General features: G+C 61.3%; 14 protein-coding genes and 1 riboswitch. All 14 genes read right to left on the minus strand.

What is annotated here, in order from left to right; genetic code table 11:
• Positions 1-49: 49 nt before the first annotated feature.
• The 14 genes from WC600_00005 to WC600_00070 all read right to left on the minus strand — a co-directional run bounded on the left by WC600_00005 (position 50) and on the right by WC600_00070 (position 17,939).
• Positions 50-1,492, minus strand: a complete 1,443-nt coding sequence (locus tag WC600_00005; protein MFA4901103.1) for a cobyrinate a,c-diamide synthase — start codon at positions 1,490-1,492, stop codon at positions 50-52.
• Between the two features lie 257 nt (positions 1,493-1,749).
• Positions 1,750-2,685 (minus strand): ABC transporter substrate-binding protein, encoded by a 936-nt coding sequence (locus WC600_00010; GenBank protein ID MFA4901104.1) that lies wholly within the window; start codon positions 2,683-2,685, stop codon positions 1,750-1,752.
• Positions 2,682-3,515: an ABC transporter ATP-binding protein gene (locus WC600_00015; GenBank protein MFA4901105.1), complete on the minus strand. Its 834-nt coding sequence runs from the start codon at positions 3,513-3,515 to the stop codon at positions 2,682-2,684. The genes WC600_00010 and WC600_00015 overlap by 4 nt, the downstream gene beginning before the upstream one ends.
• A complete protein-coding gene (locus WC600_00020; GenBank protein MFA4901106.1) occupies positions 3,509-4,615 on the minus strand; it encodes an iron ABC transporter permease in 1,107 nt (368 codons plus the stop codon). Before WC600_00020 ends, WC600_00015 begins: the two co-directional genes overlap by 7 nt.
• Before the next feature lie 174 nt (positions 4,616-4,789).
• Positions 4,790-4,975: riboswitch (cobalamin riboswitch) on the minus strand.
• A 69-nt stretch (positions 4,976-5,044) separates the two neighbouring features.
• On the minus strand, positions 5,045-6,670 hold the full coding sequence (locus WC600_00025) for a CoB--CoM heterodisulfide reductase iron-sulfur subunit A family protein (protein MFA4901107.1): 1,626 nt from the start codon (positions 6,668-6,670) through the stop codon (positions 5,045-5,047).
• A gap of 8 nt (positions 6,671-6,678) precedes the next feature.
• Positions 6,679-6,894 (minus strand): 4-oxalocrotonate tautomerase family protein, encoded by a 216-nt coding sequence (locus tag WC600_00030; GenBank protein MFA4901108.1) that lies wholly within the window; start codon positions 6,892-6,894, stop codon positions 6,679-6,681.
• A gap of 24 nt (positions 6,895-6,918) precedes the next feature.
• Positions 6,919-9,309 (minus strand): hydrogenase iron-sulfur subunit, encoded by a 2,391-nt coding sequence (locus WC600_00035; GenBank protein MFA4901109.1) that lies wholly within the window; start codon positions 9,307-9,309, stop codon positions 6,919-6,921.
• 1 nt (position 9,310) lies between these two features.
• Positions 9,311-10,153 carry a 4Fe-4S dicluster domain-containing protein gene (locus WC600_00040; protein ID MFA4901110.1) on the minus strand — a complete coding sequence of 281 codons (843 nt, stop codon included), beginning with the start codon at positions 10,151-10,153 and terminating at the stop codon, positions 9,311-9,313.
• A 210-nt stretch (positions 10,154-10,363) separates the two neighbouring features.
• Entirely contained in the window at positions 10,364-10,780 is a 417-nt protein-coding gene (locus tag WC600_00045) for a DUF3795 domain-containing protein (GenBank protein ID MFA4901111.1), read from the minus strand.
• 107 nt (positions 10,781-10,887) lie between these two features.
• Positions 10,888-13,947: an FAD-dependent oxidoreductase gene (locus tag WC600_00050; protein ID MFA4901112.1), complete on the minus strand. Its 3,060-nt coding sequence runs from the start codon at positions 13,945-13,947 to the stop codon at positions 10,888-10,890.
• A gap of 104 nt (positions 13,948-14,051) precedes the next feature.
• Positions 14,052-14,540: a 4Fe-4S dicluster domain-containing protein gene (locus WC600_00055; protein ID MFA4901113.1), complete on the minus strand. Its 489-nt coding sequence runs from the start codon at positions 14,538-14,540 to the stop codon at positions 14,052-14,054.
• A 136-nt stretch (positions 14,541-14,676) separates the two neighbouring features.
• Positions 14,677-15,120, minus strand: coding sequence for a 4Fe-4S binding protein (locus WC600_00060; protein MFA4901114.1), 444 nt, complete (start codon positions 15,118-15,120; stop codon positions 14,677-14,679).
• Between the two features lie 47 nt (positions 15,121-15,167).
• The gene (locus WC600_00065) at positions 15,168-16,541 is read right to left on the minus strand and encodes an amidohydrolase family protein (GenBank protein ID MFA4901115.1); all 1,374 of its coding nucleotides are present in this window, start codon (positions 16,539-16,541) and stop codon (positions 15,168-15,170) included.
• Between the two features lie 117 nt (positions 16,542-16,658).
• The gene (locus WC600_00070) at positions 16,659-17,939 is read right to left on the minus strand and encodes a hypothetical protein (protein ID MFA4901116.1); all 1,281 of its coding nucleotides are present in this window, start codon (positions 17,937-17,939) and stop codon (positions 16,659-16,661) included.
• Positions 17,940-18,014: the final 75 nt, after the last annotated feature.

Here is an 18,014-nt window from a genome sequence, read left to right on the forward strand (position 1 = left end):
CGGGGGACGAGGGTCCCCCGCCCTCCCCTCAAACTCCCCTCCCAGCCCCCTATAAGGGGTTGAGGGAGGGAGTTTGAGGGAGGGGGAAGGGGCTCGCGCCCTTTGCCCCCTCCTTCAACCAATTTTTATATACCTGGCAGCTTGCCACCAGGTTTCGGGCCACCTCGGGATTGCTGGCGAAGTGGAGGTGAACATAGCTGGCCAGGACGTTGTGTTCGCAGTAGCCTTCCGCCACGGGCTCGCCACCTTTTCGGGATGTGAGGCGGTAGATGCGGGGCACCCCAATGGGCTCGCCCACCATTTCCGAGTAATGGAATTCATGTCCTCTGGCTTTGGTCCCCGCCGGGCCCAGGAGACCGGCAGCCGCCAGAGTCACTTCCCGGTAGCCCAACGCCTTGAGCCGCGGCAGCATCCGCACCGTAAAAGGAAACACTCCGGCCATGGAGTGCGCCTGGCCCTCCAAGTCACGAATCTCCCTGGCCAGATACATGAGCCCGCCGCATTCGGCATAGATAGGGACCCCGGCGGCGGCACATTCACTTATAGCCAGCCGCATACCTGAATTAGCCGCTAATTGCGCGGCATAAAGCTCCGGGTAGCCCCCGCCCAGGTAAATGCCGTGCAGGCCGCCGGGCAATTCCCGGTCGTTAAGAGGGGAAAAGGGCACCAGTTCCGTCCCCGAGTCCGTCAGCAACTCCAGGTTTTCGGGGTAGTAGAAGCAAAAGGCCCGGTCCCGGGCAACCCCCAGGCGCACCGTGGGCGAAACGGCCTCACGGGTCTGCTCCTCCGGCAGCGCCAGCAGCGGCAACGCCTTAAGCAGCCCGTCTAAGTCCAGATGGGCCTCCAGCCAATCCGCCAAGTGATTTAAATAAGCATCTTCCAGGGGGTGGTCCTCGGTGGTGGCCAGGCCCAAATGTCGCTCAGGGATGGCCAGTTCCTGGTCCCGGGGCAGCCCCCCAAAACAGTGCACGCCTTTTAACGACGATAGGGCCTGTTGTAAATAATCCAGATGGGTCGCACTGCCGATGCGGTTGAAGATCACCCCTGCCAGGGTGAGGTCAGGATCGAAGCTGGCGAACCCGTGCACCAGGGCGGCGGCGCTCCGGGCCATGGCCCGGGCGTCCACCACCAGCAAGACCGGCAGTCCAAGCCACTTGGCCATCTGGGCCGTGGACCCGGCATCGCTTAACCCGTCATAGCCGTCGAACAGCCCCATCACCCCTTCCACCACCGCCAAGTCGGCGCCCCGGGCCTGGCGGCGAAACAACGCCTCGTTGGTTTCCCGGCTCAACATCCAGCCGTCCAGGTTCCGGGAAACCCGGCCCGCGGCCCTGGTGTGGTGACCGGGATCAATGAAATCCGGCCCCACCTTAAAGGGCTGCACCACCAAACCTCGCCGGCGCAGCGCCGCGAGCAGCCCCAGAGTGACGGTGGTCTTGCCCACCCCGCTCTGAGTCCCGGCTATCACCAGCCCGCGCGTTTGGTTTTTCATAAGAAGAACTCTACTCTTAAAAGCCAAATCCCCCTAATCCTGAAACGTTAAGTATAGCATCTATCATATCGGAACTATTTAATAATCCCCCCTAACCCCCCTTTAAAAAAGGGGGGAATTAAGGAAGGTTTATATTACTTAACGTAACAGGACTAAATCTCCCTTTTTCAAAGGGGGACTTTGGGCCGTTTGTGTCTCAAACATTTCCGGTTTCCGTCGTTTTTTCTGGCCTCTGATCACTGATCACTGACCACTTGCTACTGCTTTCCCCACGCCTCCGGATGGAGAAACCGGGCCAGTTCCTCTACCGCCTCGGCCGACCGCGGCCCCGGCCGGGAGTAGAGGCTCTCGTCCACCACCAGCACCCGGTGCGCCTTCACCGCCTTGAGTTCCTGAAAATAAGACCGGGTGTAAATATTGTCGGGGCTGCGGTTCATAGGCCCTTTCTGGATGATATAGACGTCCGGATTGGCCTGGATAAGTGCCTCCAGGCTGTACAAGGTCAGTTTTTGGGGGCTGGTGACCAGGTTTTCGCCCCCGGCGCGGGTAATGATATCATTCACCAGGGAGCCCTGCCCCGCGGCCAATAGGTTAAGTTGCCTTACTTCGAAAAAAACCCGGGGGTTGGCGAGTCCCGCCACCCGCTGCGCCACGCCATTGAGTTTGGTTTGAAGGGACTGGCTCAACGCCGCAGCAGCCTCCGTTTGGCCGCTCAGGGTCCCCAGCCGGGAAATGGTGCTGAACAGGCCGGCAAAATCATGGGGCGCAAACATGGCCACCGGCACGCTGGCCGCCTCCAGCCTTTTTAAAGCCGGTATGCCTTTGGCAACTCCCCCCTGCACCACCAGATCGGGCTTTAAGGCCAGGATCATTTCCACGTTGGGCTGGAGATGGGTGCCCACGGTGGGGATCCCCTTAATGGTTTCGTCGCCCTGGGTGCAGGCCACTATGTGGTTGCCCACCCCCAGGGCGCTCAAGATTTCCGTCAAACCGCCGTATAGAGAAATTATCCGCTGGGGCGGGGCGGCCAGGGTCACGGTGGCGCCATGGTCATCCGTAATCTGTGCCGCGCTCAGATTCTGCGACGGCCCCAGCAGGAAAAGAACCAGGAAGCTTAAGAACGAAGCCCAGGCTACAGCCCATTTTTTTTCTCCCCCTTGAGGGGCGAGGATGAGGAGCAGGTTTTCTCTCATGACAAAGCCGCCTCTCGGGTTTCGGCAGCCTCTTCCGCCTTGACGGCACCCGGCGACAGGGGCAGCATCACTGCGTAAGGGCGCTGATGGCCGGGGTGCCACACTACCTCCATTGGCGTTTCGTAGACCTGCGCCAAGATCTCCGGGGTGAACACCTGGTCCGTGGGGCCGTCCACCACGATCTTGCCCTCCTTGAGGAACATGAGGCGCTCGCAGTAGAGGGCCGCCAGATTCAGGTCGTGCATGGCGCAGAGCACCGTGAGCCCCCTGGTCTCGTTCAAGTATTTGAGAATCTCGAAAATCTCCAACTTCTTGCGCACGTCCAGAGACGAAGTAGCCTCATCCAGGAGCAGGATTTCCGGGTCCTGGGCCAGGGCCCGGGCGATCACCACCCGCTGGCATTCCCCGCCGGAAACCTCGGTGATGGTGCGTTCTTTGAGGTGGACCGTGGTGGTCCGGCGCATGGACTGGAGCGCCTGGACCAGGTCCGCGTCCGTCAGGGTTCCCAGGCGGCGCCGATGGGGATAGCGCCCCATGAGCACGATCTCCAGACAGCTAAACGGAAACCGTACATCGGTGGACTGGGGCACCACTGCCAGGATTTGAGCCCTAAGACGGCTGGGCAAACCTCCCAACGCCTCGGACTTGATGACAATATGCCCGTGGAGCGGCTTAAGCAGGCCCGAAAGGGCGTGGAGCAGCGTGGACTTTCCGCTGCCGTTGGGGCCCAAAATGCCCACAAACTCCCCCCGGTTCACCTGAAAATTCAGGCCCGCCAGGACCAGACGGTCCTCGTAACCCAAATCCAGCGCCTCAACCCGAATCACCACATCCCCCTGGAACGCCGGGATTTCAAGAGATAAAAGAAAAACGGCCCGCCCAAGAGCGCAGTAACAACCCCCACCGGTAATTCCTGGCCGCTGCTCAGGAGTACCCGGGCCAGGACATCGGACCAAATCAAAATCAGGGCGCCAGTCACGGCGGAAAGCGCCAACAACCGCCCATGGGAAGGGCCGGCCAGTACCCGGACAAGGTGAGGCACCACCAGACCCACAAAGCCGATCACGCCGGAGACCGACACTGCTCCCGCGGTCAAGAGCGACGCACCCACCAGGAGGTGCAGCCGTACCTTGGACACGGCCACCCCCAGGTGGTGGGATTGCTCTTCCCCCAGGGCCAGGATGTCCAGTTCCCGGTGATACAGTGCGGCCAGGAACAGACCGGCGGCCAGGTAAGGCAACAGAAACCCCACGTGAATCCAGCCCCGGCCGGAAAAACTCCCCATGATCCAAAAAACGATAGCCGACAGCGACTCCTCATCCAGGCTCTTGATCAGGCTGATGAGGGCCGAGAGAAAGGTGCTCACCACGATCCCGGCCAGGATCAGGGTCTCCTTGCGGATGCGGCCCGATTCCCGGGACAGTACCAAAACCGCAGCCATGGCTCCCATGGCCCCCAACAGGGCTCCCAGCGGCAAAGGGCTCAGGCCCAGAAAACTGCCCCCCACCCCGGCCATAACCAGGACCGCCACCCCGAAGGCCGCGCCGGTGGACACGCCGATGGTAAAGGGATCGGCCAGAGGGTTTAAGAGGATGCCTTGAAAGATAACCCCCGCGGTGGCCAAAGCAGCGCCCACCAGCCCCGAGAGCACCACCCGGGACAGACGAATGTCCCAGATAACCACATCGGTGGTGCGGTCCACCAAGGCCGTGTGGATACCCAACTTCTGCAACGCCACCGCCGCGATGGTTCCCCACCCCACATCCATGCGGCCAATGCCTGTCGCCAGGATCGCCGACAGAATCAGGCCCAGACTCATAATGATGAGAGCGACGGCAAAGCGGCGCGTCTCCCGCTGATGCCGGCTCCTGGCCTCAGCCAGATCCACGGCCCGATCCAGGTCAGGCACGGGGAGGGAACTCACTTTCATGTTTTCAAACTCTTCAATGTCTGATCCAGGTGATTCGGGAGAGGCTTGCTCGCGGGACCAGGCGAAAAAAAATCCTTAAGTCCCAATGGACTTAAGGATGCACCCAGCTTCTTATCCTTAATGAGTAAGCCGCTTGTCCAGAGCGACCTCTGGTGCCTGGGCCCTGGTCACACGACTGGCTCCAGACCTCCGGGCAGGTCTTCTGGCTCCCGGATCAACCTCTCCCTGCGCCTTCCCATTCCGCTTCAGCGGAACAGTGGCGTTGTGCAGGGTTCGTCCCCGGTCACAGCGGCGGGACCGCGACGGCTCAGCCGTCTTCCCCATTAAACCCCGAAGGGTACCCGGATTATTTACTATATAAAGTTGCCTCGACCCTGTCAACCCGAATCGGTGGGCCCCTTCTGCGCCCGACCAGTCGCCAGACAAACCTTAATTCCCACCGGTGAGGGCATCCAACAGGCGGATGACTCGGGCCGCCACCCCGCTCCCCTGGCAGACGGTCTCGGCGATGTCCCGGGGTCCATGGCAGGTGCCCGCCAGAAAGACCCCCGGCACCGTGGATTCCAGTGGATGAAGGATCGGGTGGCGCTCCTGGTAAAAGCCCAACCCATCTTTGGCCGGGGTCTGATCCACAAAAGGCAGCGTCTCTGTTGGGGCCTCCAGCCCCACGGCCAACACTGCCATATCCACCACTAACTGCAACCGTCTTCCCCTTTCCTGGTCCTCATAACAGATGACCGGGCGCCCCTTCTCGTCCTCATCGATGCGGCCCGGCAAGCCCTTGATAAACCGCACTCCCGCAGCCCGGGCCCGCTGGTACAACTCTTCAAAGCCTTTGCCGGAGGTACGGATGTCGTTGTAAAAGATGGTGACCTCGGCTTCCGGCTCATGTTCCAGGGCCAGCATGGCTTCCTTGATGGACGCGGTGCAGCAGTAACCCGAGCAATACGGCAAAAACCGCCGGTCCCGGGACCCCACGCACTGGATGAAGGCCAAGCGCTTGACTGGCTCCCCCATCGGCGTCACCAGGCTCCCCTGCGTAGGGCCGGTAGCGCACACGATACGCTCGAACTCCAAGTTAGTAACCACCCCAGGGATGCGGCTGTAACCATATTCGCTCTTAATACTAGGGTCAAAAGGCTTGGCCCCGGTGGCCAACACGATGGCCCCTACTGTGAGGCGGCGCTGGCTGGGGTGATACAGGAGATTAATAGCCTGATGTTCGCAGGCCTGGACGCACATCTGACAGTCGATACAATAATCCTTCTCGATGGTGGCCCGCAAAGGCACCGCCTGGGCAAAAATAATGCGGATGCATTTCCGGGGCTTGAGCCCCAGGTTCCAACGGCTGGGCACGATCACCGGGCAGACGGTGGTGCAGGTCCCGCACCCCACGCACTTGCTCATATTCACGTAGCGGGGCCGGATGGTGACTTCCACCTCAAACCCACCGGCGCCTCCCGCAATGCGGTTAAGGCTGGCATAGGTGAGCAACTCGATGTTGGGATGGGCCGCCACCTCCACCAGTTTTGGCCCCAGGATGCAGATAGAGCAATCAAGGGTGGGGAAAGTCTTGTCCAATTGGGCCATGGTACCGCCGATAGAGAGTGAAGATTCGGCCAGATAGACTTTGAAGCCGGCGTTGGCCAAATCGAGCGCGGCCTGGCAGCCCCCCACGCCGCCACCCACCACCAATACCTCCCGGCAGACCGGTCCTGCAGCAATAATCGGCTGTCCCGCGGTTTGCAGGGCCAGGGTCAGGGCGCCCACCGCGGACTCAAGGTCGCCGCAGGACCGCACATCCACCACCGGCAACGGTTCCTTGTCGGCCAGTCCCTGGAAAAAACCGGCATGGATTTCCGGACCGCAAGCAGCCACTAACCAGTTAAGCGACTTTGAGGTCGTCAGACACTGTAACCGCGCTAAGCCGTCGGGGGCGCACAGAGGCGGCGCCAGTTCAGCTTTGACCCCCAGCCGCTGCAGTCGGCCCGCCAGTTCCCGGCCATCAAAGGCGAGATCGGGGCAAGCGCAGAGGAGAATTTTCCGCCGGGTCATGAGTTCCTTTAACCTGCTTCCTCATCAGCTTTCCGCCTCCGTGCCGTCACGGATTCCCCGCCAATGCCCCAATTATCCATGTCCACCTCCTCAATCAGGACTACGGTGGTTTGGGGGTTCTTGTTGAGCACTTTCACCAGCAAATCGGTAACTCCTTTGATAAGCTCGGCTTTTTGCTCAACGGTGGCGCCTTCCTTGGTGATCTTGATGTTTACAAAAGGCATCGTGTCGTCCTCCCGGTTTTTGGATCAAAGCATCCCGGTTTCCGAATCTGACTTTCTCTTTTCGCCTTTTTCCCTTTTCGCCTTTTCGCCCCCAATTTGCTCGGCCATCGCCTGGATGATTTGCTGAAACGTCTTGCCTTCCGTGGCAGAAATCCACTCCAGGCGCAGGCGCGCCGGGTCGATACCCTGCTTGGCCAGCTTCGGTTTGAGTTTCTCGATCCGGGCCTGGGCCCTCAAATTCCCCGTTATGTAATGGCAGTCTCCCGGGGGATGGCAGCCCGAGACCAGCACCTGCCCCGCGCCTTTTGCAAAGGCGTGGCGGATAAACTTGGGGTGTATCCGCCCGGCGCACATGGTGCGGATAATCCTGACCGCCGGTGGGTATTGCAGCCGGGACACTCCGGCGAAATCCGCTCCGGCATAGGAACACCAGCTACAGCAGAAGGCCAGAATCTTCTCCTCGGGTCCTTCCGCCAGGGCCTCGTCGATCTGGGCCAGGATCATCTCGTCGGTAAAGCCCCGGGCAATGATCGCCCCGCTGGGGCAGGCCCCGGCGCAGACCCCGCAGCCCTTACAGGCCGCTTCAATGATCCGGGCTTTCCGGGATTTCCCCTCCCCCACCATTTCCACAGCCTGGAACGGACATTCCTGGTAGCAACTCTCGCAACCGATGCACGTGTCCGGGTCAACAAAGCTCACCAGGCCGTCCAGGCTGACGGTGTCGTGGGCCATGAGGCCCAGAACCTTGGCCGCGGCCCCGGAGCCCTGCGTAATGGACTCGGCCAGGTCTTTGGGACCCTGGCAGGCCCCGGCCAGATAGATGCCATCCAGCACCGTTTCCAAGGGGCGCAGCTTGGGATGGGCTTCCATGAAAAAGCCGTCGGGTCCCACCGGCAGCTTCAGCACCTCTTTGAGGGCGGTGATGTCGCCCGGCCTCAGACCCACGGCCAGCACCGCCAGGTCCACCCGGTCCCGGCTGGTCCACTGCCCCAGATCCTGATCCGCCTCGATAATTACCCCGCCGTCCTCACCCGACCGGATATCCTTAACCCGGCTCCGCATAAACACGATACCCGCCTCCCGGGCCCGGGTGTACAAAGCCTCCCACTCCTTCTTGATAGTCCGGAGGTCCCGGTAATAGACGCGGATGCGGGCGGCAGGCAGCAAGACCTTCAGTTCCAGGGCCTGCTTTAAAGCCGTGGGGCAGCAAATCCGGGAGCAATACTGGTTCCCCTCTTCCTCCCGGGAACCCACGCACAGGATAAAGGCGATATCCTGCGGTTCAGTTGCCGTCCCGGGCGTCAGCGCCCGCCCCGCCGTTGGACCTGAAGGGGCCAGCAGGCGTTCCAGGGCCACTGTGGTAATCACCTGGGGCAGGGCAGCCCAGGCTTCATAACGGCTGCCCGCGGGCTCAAAGGGCTGAAAGCCCGTAGCCACCACCATGGCCCCGATTTCCAGGGTGTGTTCAATCTCCCCGGCGGCCTCTAAATCTATGGCGTGCTGAGGACAGGCCGAAACGCAGAGGCCGCAGCGGTCGCAGGCCTCCGGGTCCACTGTGTAGCGTGCCGGAAAGGCCGTGGGCGACGGCAGATAGACGGCGGACCTCAGACACAGTCCCGCCTGCTGCATATCCGGCACCTTGACCGGGCAGATTATTGCACAGGCGCCGCAACGGTCGCAGGTATCCGCTACCCGTGGCTGATTCTGGCGAACCGTCACCCGATAATTGCCCAGGTGGCCGCTGACACCGGTGGCCGCGCTGTCAATCAGCACCCTGATTCCCGGATGGAGCATCACCGCGACCATCATGGGATTGATGATGCTAAGGGCGCTGTCGCCCCGGGGAAAGGTCTTGGAAAGCCGGTTGGCCATGCCTCCCAGCACCGGGGCACGATCCACCAGGGTCACCGGGATTCCGGAGTGGGCGATGTCTAAAGCGGCCCTCAACCCCGCCGGGCCCCCGCCGATCACTAACGCCGCCCGGGTCATGGGTACCTGGCGCTCGGCTAAGGGCACCGCGTCCCGCACCTTGGCCAGCCCCATGCGGATCAGTTCCAGGGCCTTTGCTAGCGCGGCCTCCGGTTCTTTGGCATGGACCCAGGAACACTGCTCCCGGATGTTGACGATCTCCAAGAGATAGGGATTGACCCCGCAATCGGCCAGCAGGCGGCGAAAGGTGGGCTCATGGAGCTTGGGGGAGCAGGCCGCCACCACCATGCGGTTCAAGCCATACTCCCTGATGTCCTTGGCGATATCCCGTTGGCCCGCCTCGGAGCAAGAGTAAAGATGATCCCGGCAGACCACCACCCCCGGCAACTCCCGAGCCGCCGCCGCCAGGGCCTCAGGGCTGATAACCCCGGCGATATTGTGCCCGCAGTGGCAGATGTAAAGTCCGATGCGGAGTTCTTTGCTCATCTTATTGGCTTACCAACTTTTCTACCGCCAACTTCCACGCCTGGGAAAACTCCCCCGCTTCGGCCACTACTTCCTCTCGTACCAGGGTGATGGCTTCGTCATCGCAGATATTGACGCAGACCCCGCAATAGGCGCAGTTCTCCATCTTCAGCCAGACTCGGTCGCCCTCCCGGATAATAACCTTCACGGGGCAGAGCTCAATGCATTTTACGCAATCCGGCGGGCACTTGTGGTCGTCAATCACCAGGCGACCCCGAAATTGGGGGTTGACCAGGATCGCCTCAAATTCGCACACTGTCAGGCATTGAGTACAGCGCAAGCACAGGTCTGGCGCAGGCCTGGTCTGGTCCGCGGCCTCATCCAGCACGATGGCCTGCCGGGGACAGGCCGTTAGGCACTTGTGGCAGTATTTGGGGCATTCCGTGAGATCGTTAGTCACCAACTGCAATTGCTGCCGGCACCAATGCTCCTCCCCCTCCGGCTGCGGCGGGCACGGCAGGGGGCAGCGGGTCTTGTCCATGTCGATCTTGGGGAGAAACGGCGCCAACCCCTGGTGGTCCGCCATGATGGTCTTGACTTCGCCGTTGTAACTTAATATCACCGCGGCCACCGGGCAGAAATGGGCGCAGATTTCGCACATCAGGCAAAGGCGGGGGTCGATGGTAATGTCCAGATCGCCTTCCCGGGGGATAATCGTCACCGCCTCCCGGGGGCAGACTTTGGCGCAGATGTCGCACTTGATGCACAGCCCCTTGTCCAGACGCAACTCCACCGTATCGACGAAGAGCCTCAGCGTCAATTCCAGGAAGGCGTCGGTTTCGCGTTTGATGACCCGGGGTTGCATATCACTTTTAGTTACTGTTTTGAATGGTCTTTTACAGAATCAAGATTATCTATCATTGGTAGCCATTGGTTTTAAGACTGCGCTTACACAGGCGAGACGCCTGTGCCACCAAGGATTTTAATTTCTGGACTCCCCAGCAAGAGCTATGCATCGATGCAAATATCTTGCTTTTCCCCCTCTTAGCCTTTTCCCCTTTTTCGCCTTTTTCCCTTATTTTTTCTCTTCCAGCTTCCGGTGATACTCCCTCGCCTTGAACTTCAACTGACGGCGGCGCAAGTTGATCTTCACATCCGGGAACTGGACCAGGAGCAGGTCGTATTTGTCGCAAGTCTCCAGGTCCGGGCACTCATAACAGTGCTCCAGATTCCGGCCCTGGGCGCAGACTCGGATGGGACAGTCACACAGGCCCTGCCCGTTTTTGCAGCCGGGGCACTCCCTGTGGGTCAGAAACCACTCCAGCCCTTTCCGGAATTCCGGCAAATTGAAACCCTCCGGTCCCGGGAAGCAGTGAACCCAGACATTGGCCCGGACCTGGTCCAAGTACCGTTTCAGTCGGGAAACCGTCTCCAACAGCCCAGGATTGCCCAGTTGGCAATCATCACACAAACCGCAATAACTCTCTCTCATAACCTTTCTCCTGCAAGAGCTTTAAGCTGTCAGCTTCTGTTGGGCGAGCTTAAAACCCGCGCCTCCCAGTGCTGCCGACAAACTGCATAAACCTTCATAATAGTTTACTACTCTAGAAAAATTTGCCGAACATTAATCACCGCCTCGATCTGGGCCGTCAATTCCGGGTCGGTGTCCCGGCTCATCGTAATAACCCCCGCTGGACACTCCGCGGCACAGATACCGCAGCCCCGGCAGAGCTCGGGGCGCACTTCGGGCTTGCCATCGGCAAGCTGCACCGCGCCAAAGGGGCAAATTCCGACGCAGGTCAGGCAGCGCCGGCATTGCTCCGGGGTGATCATGGCCACCACCTCGCTGGCCAACAACTCCGTCTGGAACAGAATCCCCGCGGCCCGGATCGCTGCGGCCTGGGCCTGAGCCACGGTTTCTCCCAGACTCTTGGGATAGTGGGCCACTCCGCAAAGAAACACCCCCTCGGTGGCTGAATCCACCGGCCTCAGTTTCTGGTGAGCCTCCTGGAACCACCCGGATAGGGTTTGGGAAACTCGGAGTTGCCGGGCCACAGCTTCGCTTCCCGCCGCTGGTTCCATGCCTGTACTCAGGATCACCAGGTCCGCCGCCAGGGGCAACTCCTGCCCCAAAAGCTCATCGGTCACCCAGACTGTCAGGGGCCGCCGTTTGGCTGCGGTGAGCCAGGGCGGCCGCGCCGCCTCGAAGGGAATAAACCGCACTCCCTTCTCCTTGGCCTTGACGTAATAATTTTCCCGGAAACCGTAAGCCCGGATGTCCCGATACAGCACGATGATTTCCATCAGGGGATAGCGGTCTTTGAGGAGCAGGGCGTTCTTGAGAGCCTGGGAGCAGCACAGGCGGCTGCAATCGGGGTGCTCGGGTTCCCGCGACCCCACGCACTGGATCATCACCACCTGCCGCACCTTGGGGAGATCCAGATCGCAAAAATTAATCTTCCCCTCTAACTCCCGCTGCGAGAGCACCCGGGGATCCTCCCCGTAGAGAAATCGCCCCAGGGGCTTATATTCCCGGCCGCCCGTGGCCACCACGATGACGCCGTGGGCCAGTTCCCGCTCCTGGTAGCCGTTCATGGTGAAGCGGCGCACGGTGCTTTTAAACTGCCCCACATGTCCTTTGACCTGGGTCAGTTCGGTCTGGATATGGACCTCGATGTTGGGGTGGCTATATACCGTGGCCTGCATTTCATGGAGAAATTCTTGGGGGTCCGAGCCTTCCAGGGTAAAAAACAGATTCCGGGCCAGGCCTCCCAAGGTATTTTCCCGCTCCACCAGGTAAGTGTGAAACCCCTGGTCCGCCAGGGTCAGCGCTGCGCTCATGCCGGCCACCCCGCCCCCCAGCACCAGGGCCCGGGGCGTCACGGGAATGCTCTGGGGCTGGATGGGCGTAAGCCTTGCCGCCCGGCCTACTGCCATGGCGATCAGACCGGCGGCCTTGGCCAGGGCCGCCTCCGGGTCCCCCTGATGGACCCAGGCGCACTGCTCCCGGATATTGGCCATGGTGAAGTAGCCTGGGTTCAGGTCTGCACCCGCCAGAACATCCCGGAAGACCCCTTCGTGGGTCCTGGGACTGCACGCGGCTACCACCACCCGGTTGAGGCCCTTCTCCCGGATAGTCTCCCGCATCCGGCCGGTGGATTCCACCGCACAGGAAAACAGGTTATCCTCCACATGGGCAACCCCGGGCAGCCCGGCCACAGCTTTAGCCAGTTTGGCCAGGTCAATGGTTTTGGCAATATTGGTGCCGCAATGACAGAGAAAAACCCCGATCCGGGGAGGAAAATCCGTTGCCAGGCTGGGAACCGGCTTGGCTTTGGGCGCCCAGGTACGATGGGCGATGGTCAACAGGCGCGAGGCCGCCGCAGCCGCGGCGCTTGCTGTAGTCACGGATTCGGGGATGTCCATGGGTTCCCGGGCCGTGCCGCACACCAGGACTCCCGGCCGGGTGGTGCTCACCGGCAGTAACGGCGAGGCGGCAATGAAGCCATGCTCATTTACTTCCAACCCCAGGCGCCGGACGGAGGTTGGCATTTTAAGGCCGGGCCTGAGCCCTATGGCTAAGACCGCCATATCGAAGGGCTGCTCCTGGGGCCTGCCTCTGGCATCAGTGTAGCGCACCTGCACCCCGCCATCAGCCTGGGGGATCACCGCAGTAACCCGGGAGCGCACCAGATTGACGCCGCGCTCCCGGGCTTGCTCCAGGTAACCCTCATACCCTTTGCCTTGGGCCCGAATATCCATGTAAAAGATGGTGGAGGTAAGCCCCGGAGCGCTGATCTCCCGGGCCACCATGGCCTCCTTGAGACTGGCCATGCAGCATAAGCTGGAACAATAACTGACGCCGGCCTGGGGGTCCCGGGACCCCACACACTGGATAAAGGCTATCCGACGGGGCGGGCTCTGATCCGACGGCCGCAGCAATTTGCCGCCCTGGGGGCCGGTGGCGCTGAGCAGCCGCTCGAACTCCAGGCTGGTCACCACGTCGGGATGGCCAGCGCCGGGAAACTCGCCGGCCGACGCCGGGACCGCGCCCAGGGCCACAATGATGGCCCCCACGGACTCCGTCCATTCCGCCGCCGCCTCTTTCAGATTAATGGCCCCGGCCTGGCAGACCTTGACACAGGCCTCGCACTTCTTCCCCTGAAAGACCCGGCAGGCCTCCGGGGCAATATACGCCGCCTGAGGAATGGCCTGGGGAAAGGGCACGTGAATGGCCTTGGTCTGGCTGAGCCCGAGATTATACGGGTCCGGGAGCTTGGCCGGACAGACCCGGGTGCAGTCGCCGCAGCCGGAACATCGGCTCACGTCCACGAACCGGGGCCGGCGACTCAACAGGGCCTGAAAATCCCCGGCCTGGCCCCGGACCTGCAAGACCCGGGTGGAGGTCTCAATCTTGATCAGGGGGTGGCGGGCGATCTCCAGCATCTTAGGCGACAGGATGCACATGGCGCAGTCGTTGGTGGGGAAGGTCTTATCCAACTGCGCCATGAGACCGCCGATGGTGGGTCCCGCTTCCGTCAGGGTCACCGGCAGCCCCGCAGCCGCCACCTCCAAGGCCGCCTGCATGCCGGCTATGCCGCCGCCCACCACCAGCACCCGGGGGTGGGCCACTCGATCTAATGGCCGTGTAGAGGCCATCGCCCGCGCCTGCTCCCTAGACAATCGCTATTTCCCAGTCGGGTCGGACCAATGTGCCCGAGCTTTCTTGGGATCGACACCCTGATTGGACGATCCCTCTATGATCATTTGGAAATAATCCGGCCTTGAACCACATCTTTCGTTAACCGCTTAAGCGCGTCTTCGGCCTCCAATTCTTCATCCCCGGATAAAAGTTCGCCGATAAGGCGCTGTCTGAGTTCGGCCATCAGCCGTTCGCCCCGTTCCAATTGGGCCACCCGGGCAAGGCTGACTCTCCCGTCCCGGACCGCCAGGTTGCGCAAGCCCTGGATGATATCCAGAAATCGCACGTCCTGGGGGCACTGGAAAGAACACCGGGCGCAGCGGGCACAGTGCCAGAGAGCCGCTGAACTCAGCAGGGCCTCGCGCTGGCCATAGAGCACCTGGCGGATGATCTGGCTGGGGCTGAACCCGGGCGTCAGTTCGCTCACCGGACAGGTCGCGGTGCAGACCCCGCACGAAAAGCAGCGCAGGAGGTGCTGACAGCCGGGTTCGGCGGCCACCTCGTCTTTAAACCGGGGGTCCAGATCCTGAAGGTGTACGGGTTCGGTCATAAAAAGCCTTCAGCTTTCAGCGGTCAGCCTTCAGCTACTAAAATGAGATTGGAATTCAGAGCAACAATGAATTTCACGGTCACTTGACAGCTGCTTACTTAATGAGCCTTGCCTTCGCCTGATCGCTGACAGCTATCTAAAACAACGTAATCGCCTCAGTGGGACAATACTCCGCACATTTGCTGCATTTCTCCGCCGCCTGGATCAGCCGGGTGCAGAGTTCCTGGTGCACCACCACGGCAGCGCCGTTGATCATGCGAAAGACCACCTTATCCCGGGGCCGGGGGCCTTTGCCCAGGCGGGCCGCGTCGCAGTTCCCCAAATGGAACTCACACATGGTCACGCAAATCCCACAGCCGTTGCACTTTTCCGGGTCGATGCGCATCCCCGGGGTCGCAGGCCCCAAAAGTTCATGCAGAGCTTCGATGAAGCCGGCATAATCGGGCTCATGGAGGACCGGACAGTTTTCCGGGGCCAGTTCCCGATTCACCAGGAACCCGGCGAACTCGGCGCAGCTTGCCCCGCACTGCCGACAATCGCTGCCGGGCAAAAATTCAAGGATCTCTTCTACCGTGGCCATGGTTTTGCACTTTCTCTTAACCAAAAACCAAAAACTGAAAACCGTTTTTAAACCCCCACCCAGGGTCCGCCCAGCCCTTCTACGACCCAGAGATTTTCCCACCGGCAACTCTGAAACTGACTGATTTCCTTTATAATTGTCGTGACCTCAGCATCCGTTTGGCGGTAATAGGTAGCCCTGGCCACCTCCGGGTTCACCAGGCAAAAGTTGTCTACCACCACTTCCCCCGCCTTGAGCAAGGTGCGACAGCGGCCCAGGTATTGCTGCCACTGGCCGGGATGGGCATACGACGGCAGGTCATAGATGGCCACGTCGGCACGGGCTCCCACGCTCAGCCGGCCCCGATCCTCCAAACCCAACAGCCGGGCAGGCAGAGTACGGGTGGCCCAGATCCACTCGGACAGCGTATGGCCCCGTGCCCCCAAGTCATCAACCCAGTCCCGGCGGCGCGTTGCGTGGTCCCACAGCCAGGAGAACAGCCGGGGGTATTCGGCCACCGGCGCCTGCGTTGAATTTGCCCCGGAAAAAGCCACCTGGGAGCCCTGGCAGCACAAGGCCAGGGCCAGGGCCCTTTTGGCCGCAGGCTCATCCACCGGCGGGTTAAGGTCCAGGGGGTTAAACCACCCCAGGTCTATCCGGACCGGCACCGGGGTTTGCCCGGCCACGCGGCTTGGGAGCATGAGGCCGAGATCCCCGGTAGCGCCTGCCTCTAGCTGGGCCAGAGCGGCCGAAACCAGCTCATCGTCCGTCAAAGCCGAACCCAGTGCAGCCAGATGAAAAGCCTGGGGCTCCGGCAGCCCGGTCCGCAGCACCTCGGGGGAGGCTTCCAGAGCCAGGGGCTGCCCGGTTAGGCGGGCCAGGTCGGCCAGAATAGCCAGGGCCTTTTCCGTTTTGATGGCACGGTGGGCATAAAAATCCTGCCGATACCGGACAAAGGGCTCAACCACCCGGAAATTAAGGGAACGGGTCGCGTCCAGCAAAAACTGGAGGGTTTCTCCCACTTCCGCCAAACGCTCCCGGGAGTCCAAATATAAATCCAACTCCCGCAGGTTGACGACCAAAGAGGCGGAAGTGTCCACCACGGGCAGAGCCGCCAACTGGCGTTGGACGTAACCCGCGGTCCAGGGCGTCAAAAACGGCTCGTGGACGTGAGTATACCCCAGGAGAGCGTAGCTCTCCCCCACTTCCGCCAGGGACGGCGCACCAACGCTTAAGCGCAAAAAGTCCAGGCCGTACGTTGCCACCTGACCCCGGAGTTCGATGCCCGCAGGCGTTACCACCTGACCCCGAGCTTCGATCACCCGGTCCACCTCAAGCAGCGGCGGCACCAGGCGGCCGGCCTCAATGTAGAGGTCCCCCACTTCGCCATCCCAGTCGCAGGCTGGATCATAGAGGCGGCCCCCCGCAATTTTAAGGCGCATGGCTACATTCCAAATCGAAAGTTCGGCATAATGAAATTCATGGAATCGTTATAGGGCGGCCCGTGGCCGCCATCTCAGCACAGCCGGCACGCCCTCCCAAGACTCGCCTCACAGCGGTCACTGCGCCCCGATCAACCGTTCCAGGTCGGTGAGCACCTGGTGGTCCGCAGGCAACCCCGAGGGCGCCACCTGCTTGAGGACCAGAGGCAACCCGTCCATCCGATAAGCCACCTCCGCGGTCTCAATGCCCGTCAGCGCCGACGGCAAAATGACCGCCGCCTGGCCGGTGGTCCGATTGGCAAAGGGGCTTACGGCCACAATGGGCACCTGGCGCCGTTTCAAGTCCTCCACCTGCTCCGCCGGCAAAAACCACAATAAATCCGCGCCGGTAACCAGGACCGCGTCCACCTCCCGGAAATCCACCGGGGTAAAATGAGTCGCCACCTCGGTCGGCCCGAAATCGGGCGCCCCGGCCTGGCCGACCTCATTGAGCAACAGGTGGTAGAGCCCGCTGGAATTGAAGTCGCCGGAAAGGGGGAACAGGAAGAACCGTCTCGCTTGGTTGAGGAAGCCCACCAAGCGGGCCAGCCGGTCGAAGAGTTCTTCAGCCGGGCCGTAACTGACTCCCCGGCCGCAAAAAATGACCCCGCAGGTGGCCTTGGCCAGGAACTGGGCCAGCCGCCGGGTTCCCTTAATCGGGGGACTGGGGACCGGCTCCCCGGTCAAGGTACCGGCGATGCCTTGGACCAGGTCCAGTTCCTGACCCGGTTGAATCTTGATGAACAGGGGGGTAAACCTGGTCAACTCGGTCTTATAGATATCCACCGCCGCCACCTGCCGGTCTTCAACGCCCCGTTCGGTAAAGCGGCCCCGGGCAAAAACGGCATGGCGCACCACGTGTCGGGGGACGGAGTGGATGGGGTTGGCGCCCCAAAACAGCACCGCGTCGGCCTCATCCCGAATGACTTCCAGGGGAGCCCACGTAACACCGTGCCGTTGAATACTCTGATAATAGGGAGCTTTGAAGGCTAAATCCGCCGGTTCCAATCGAGCCCGCATGCTCCGGGCCAGTTTGAGCGCGGCCTCCTGAGCCCAAGAGCCGGAATTGGTCAGCCCATAAATCAGCGGCCGCTTTGCCCGGCTGAGCAACCGGGCCGCCTCGACCAGGGCTGCTTCATAAGACACCGTTTGCCGGCGCCCTTGATGGCGGATCTGGGGCTCTTTAAGCCGATAACGATCTTTTTTGGGATGGAATTTCTTGGCGTGGAAGAAACGGCTCACGCCCCAGAGGCAGACGTTGCCGACCTCAACGATCCGGTCCCCTTCCAGGGTGACATCCAGGTCATCGCAGAGACAGCCGCAGCCGGAGCATATGATGGATTCGTGCCTGACTTCCACGATTGCTTACACCTAACTTGGTTTATACGTATTCATATTACCATTAAACCCTTAAGGTGCCCAGAACATAATCAG

This window comes from Desulfobaccales bacterium (assembly GCA_041648175.1).
Classification (GTDB): Bacteria; Desulfobacterota; Desulfobaccia; order Desulfobaccales; family 0-14-0-80-60-11; genus 0-14-0-80-60-11.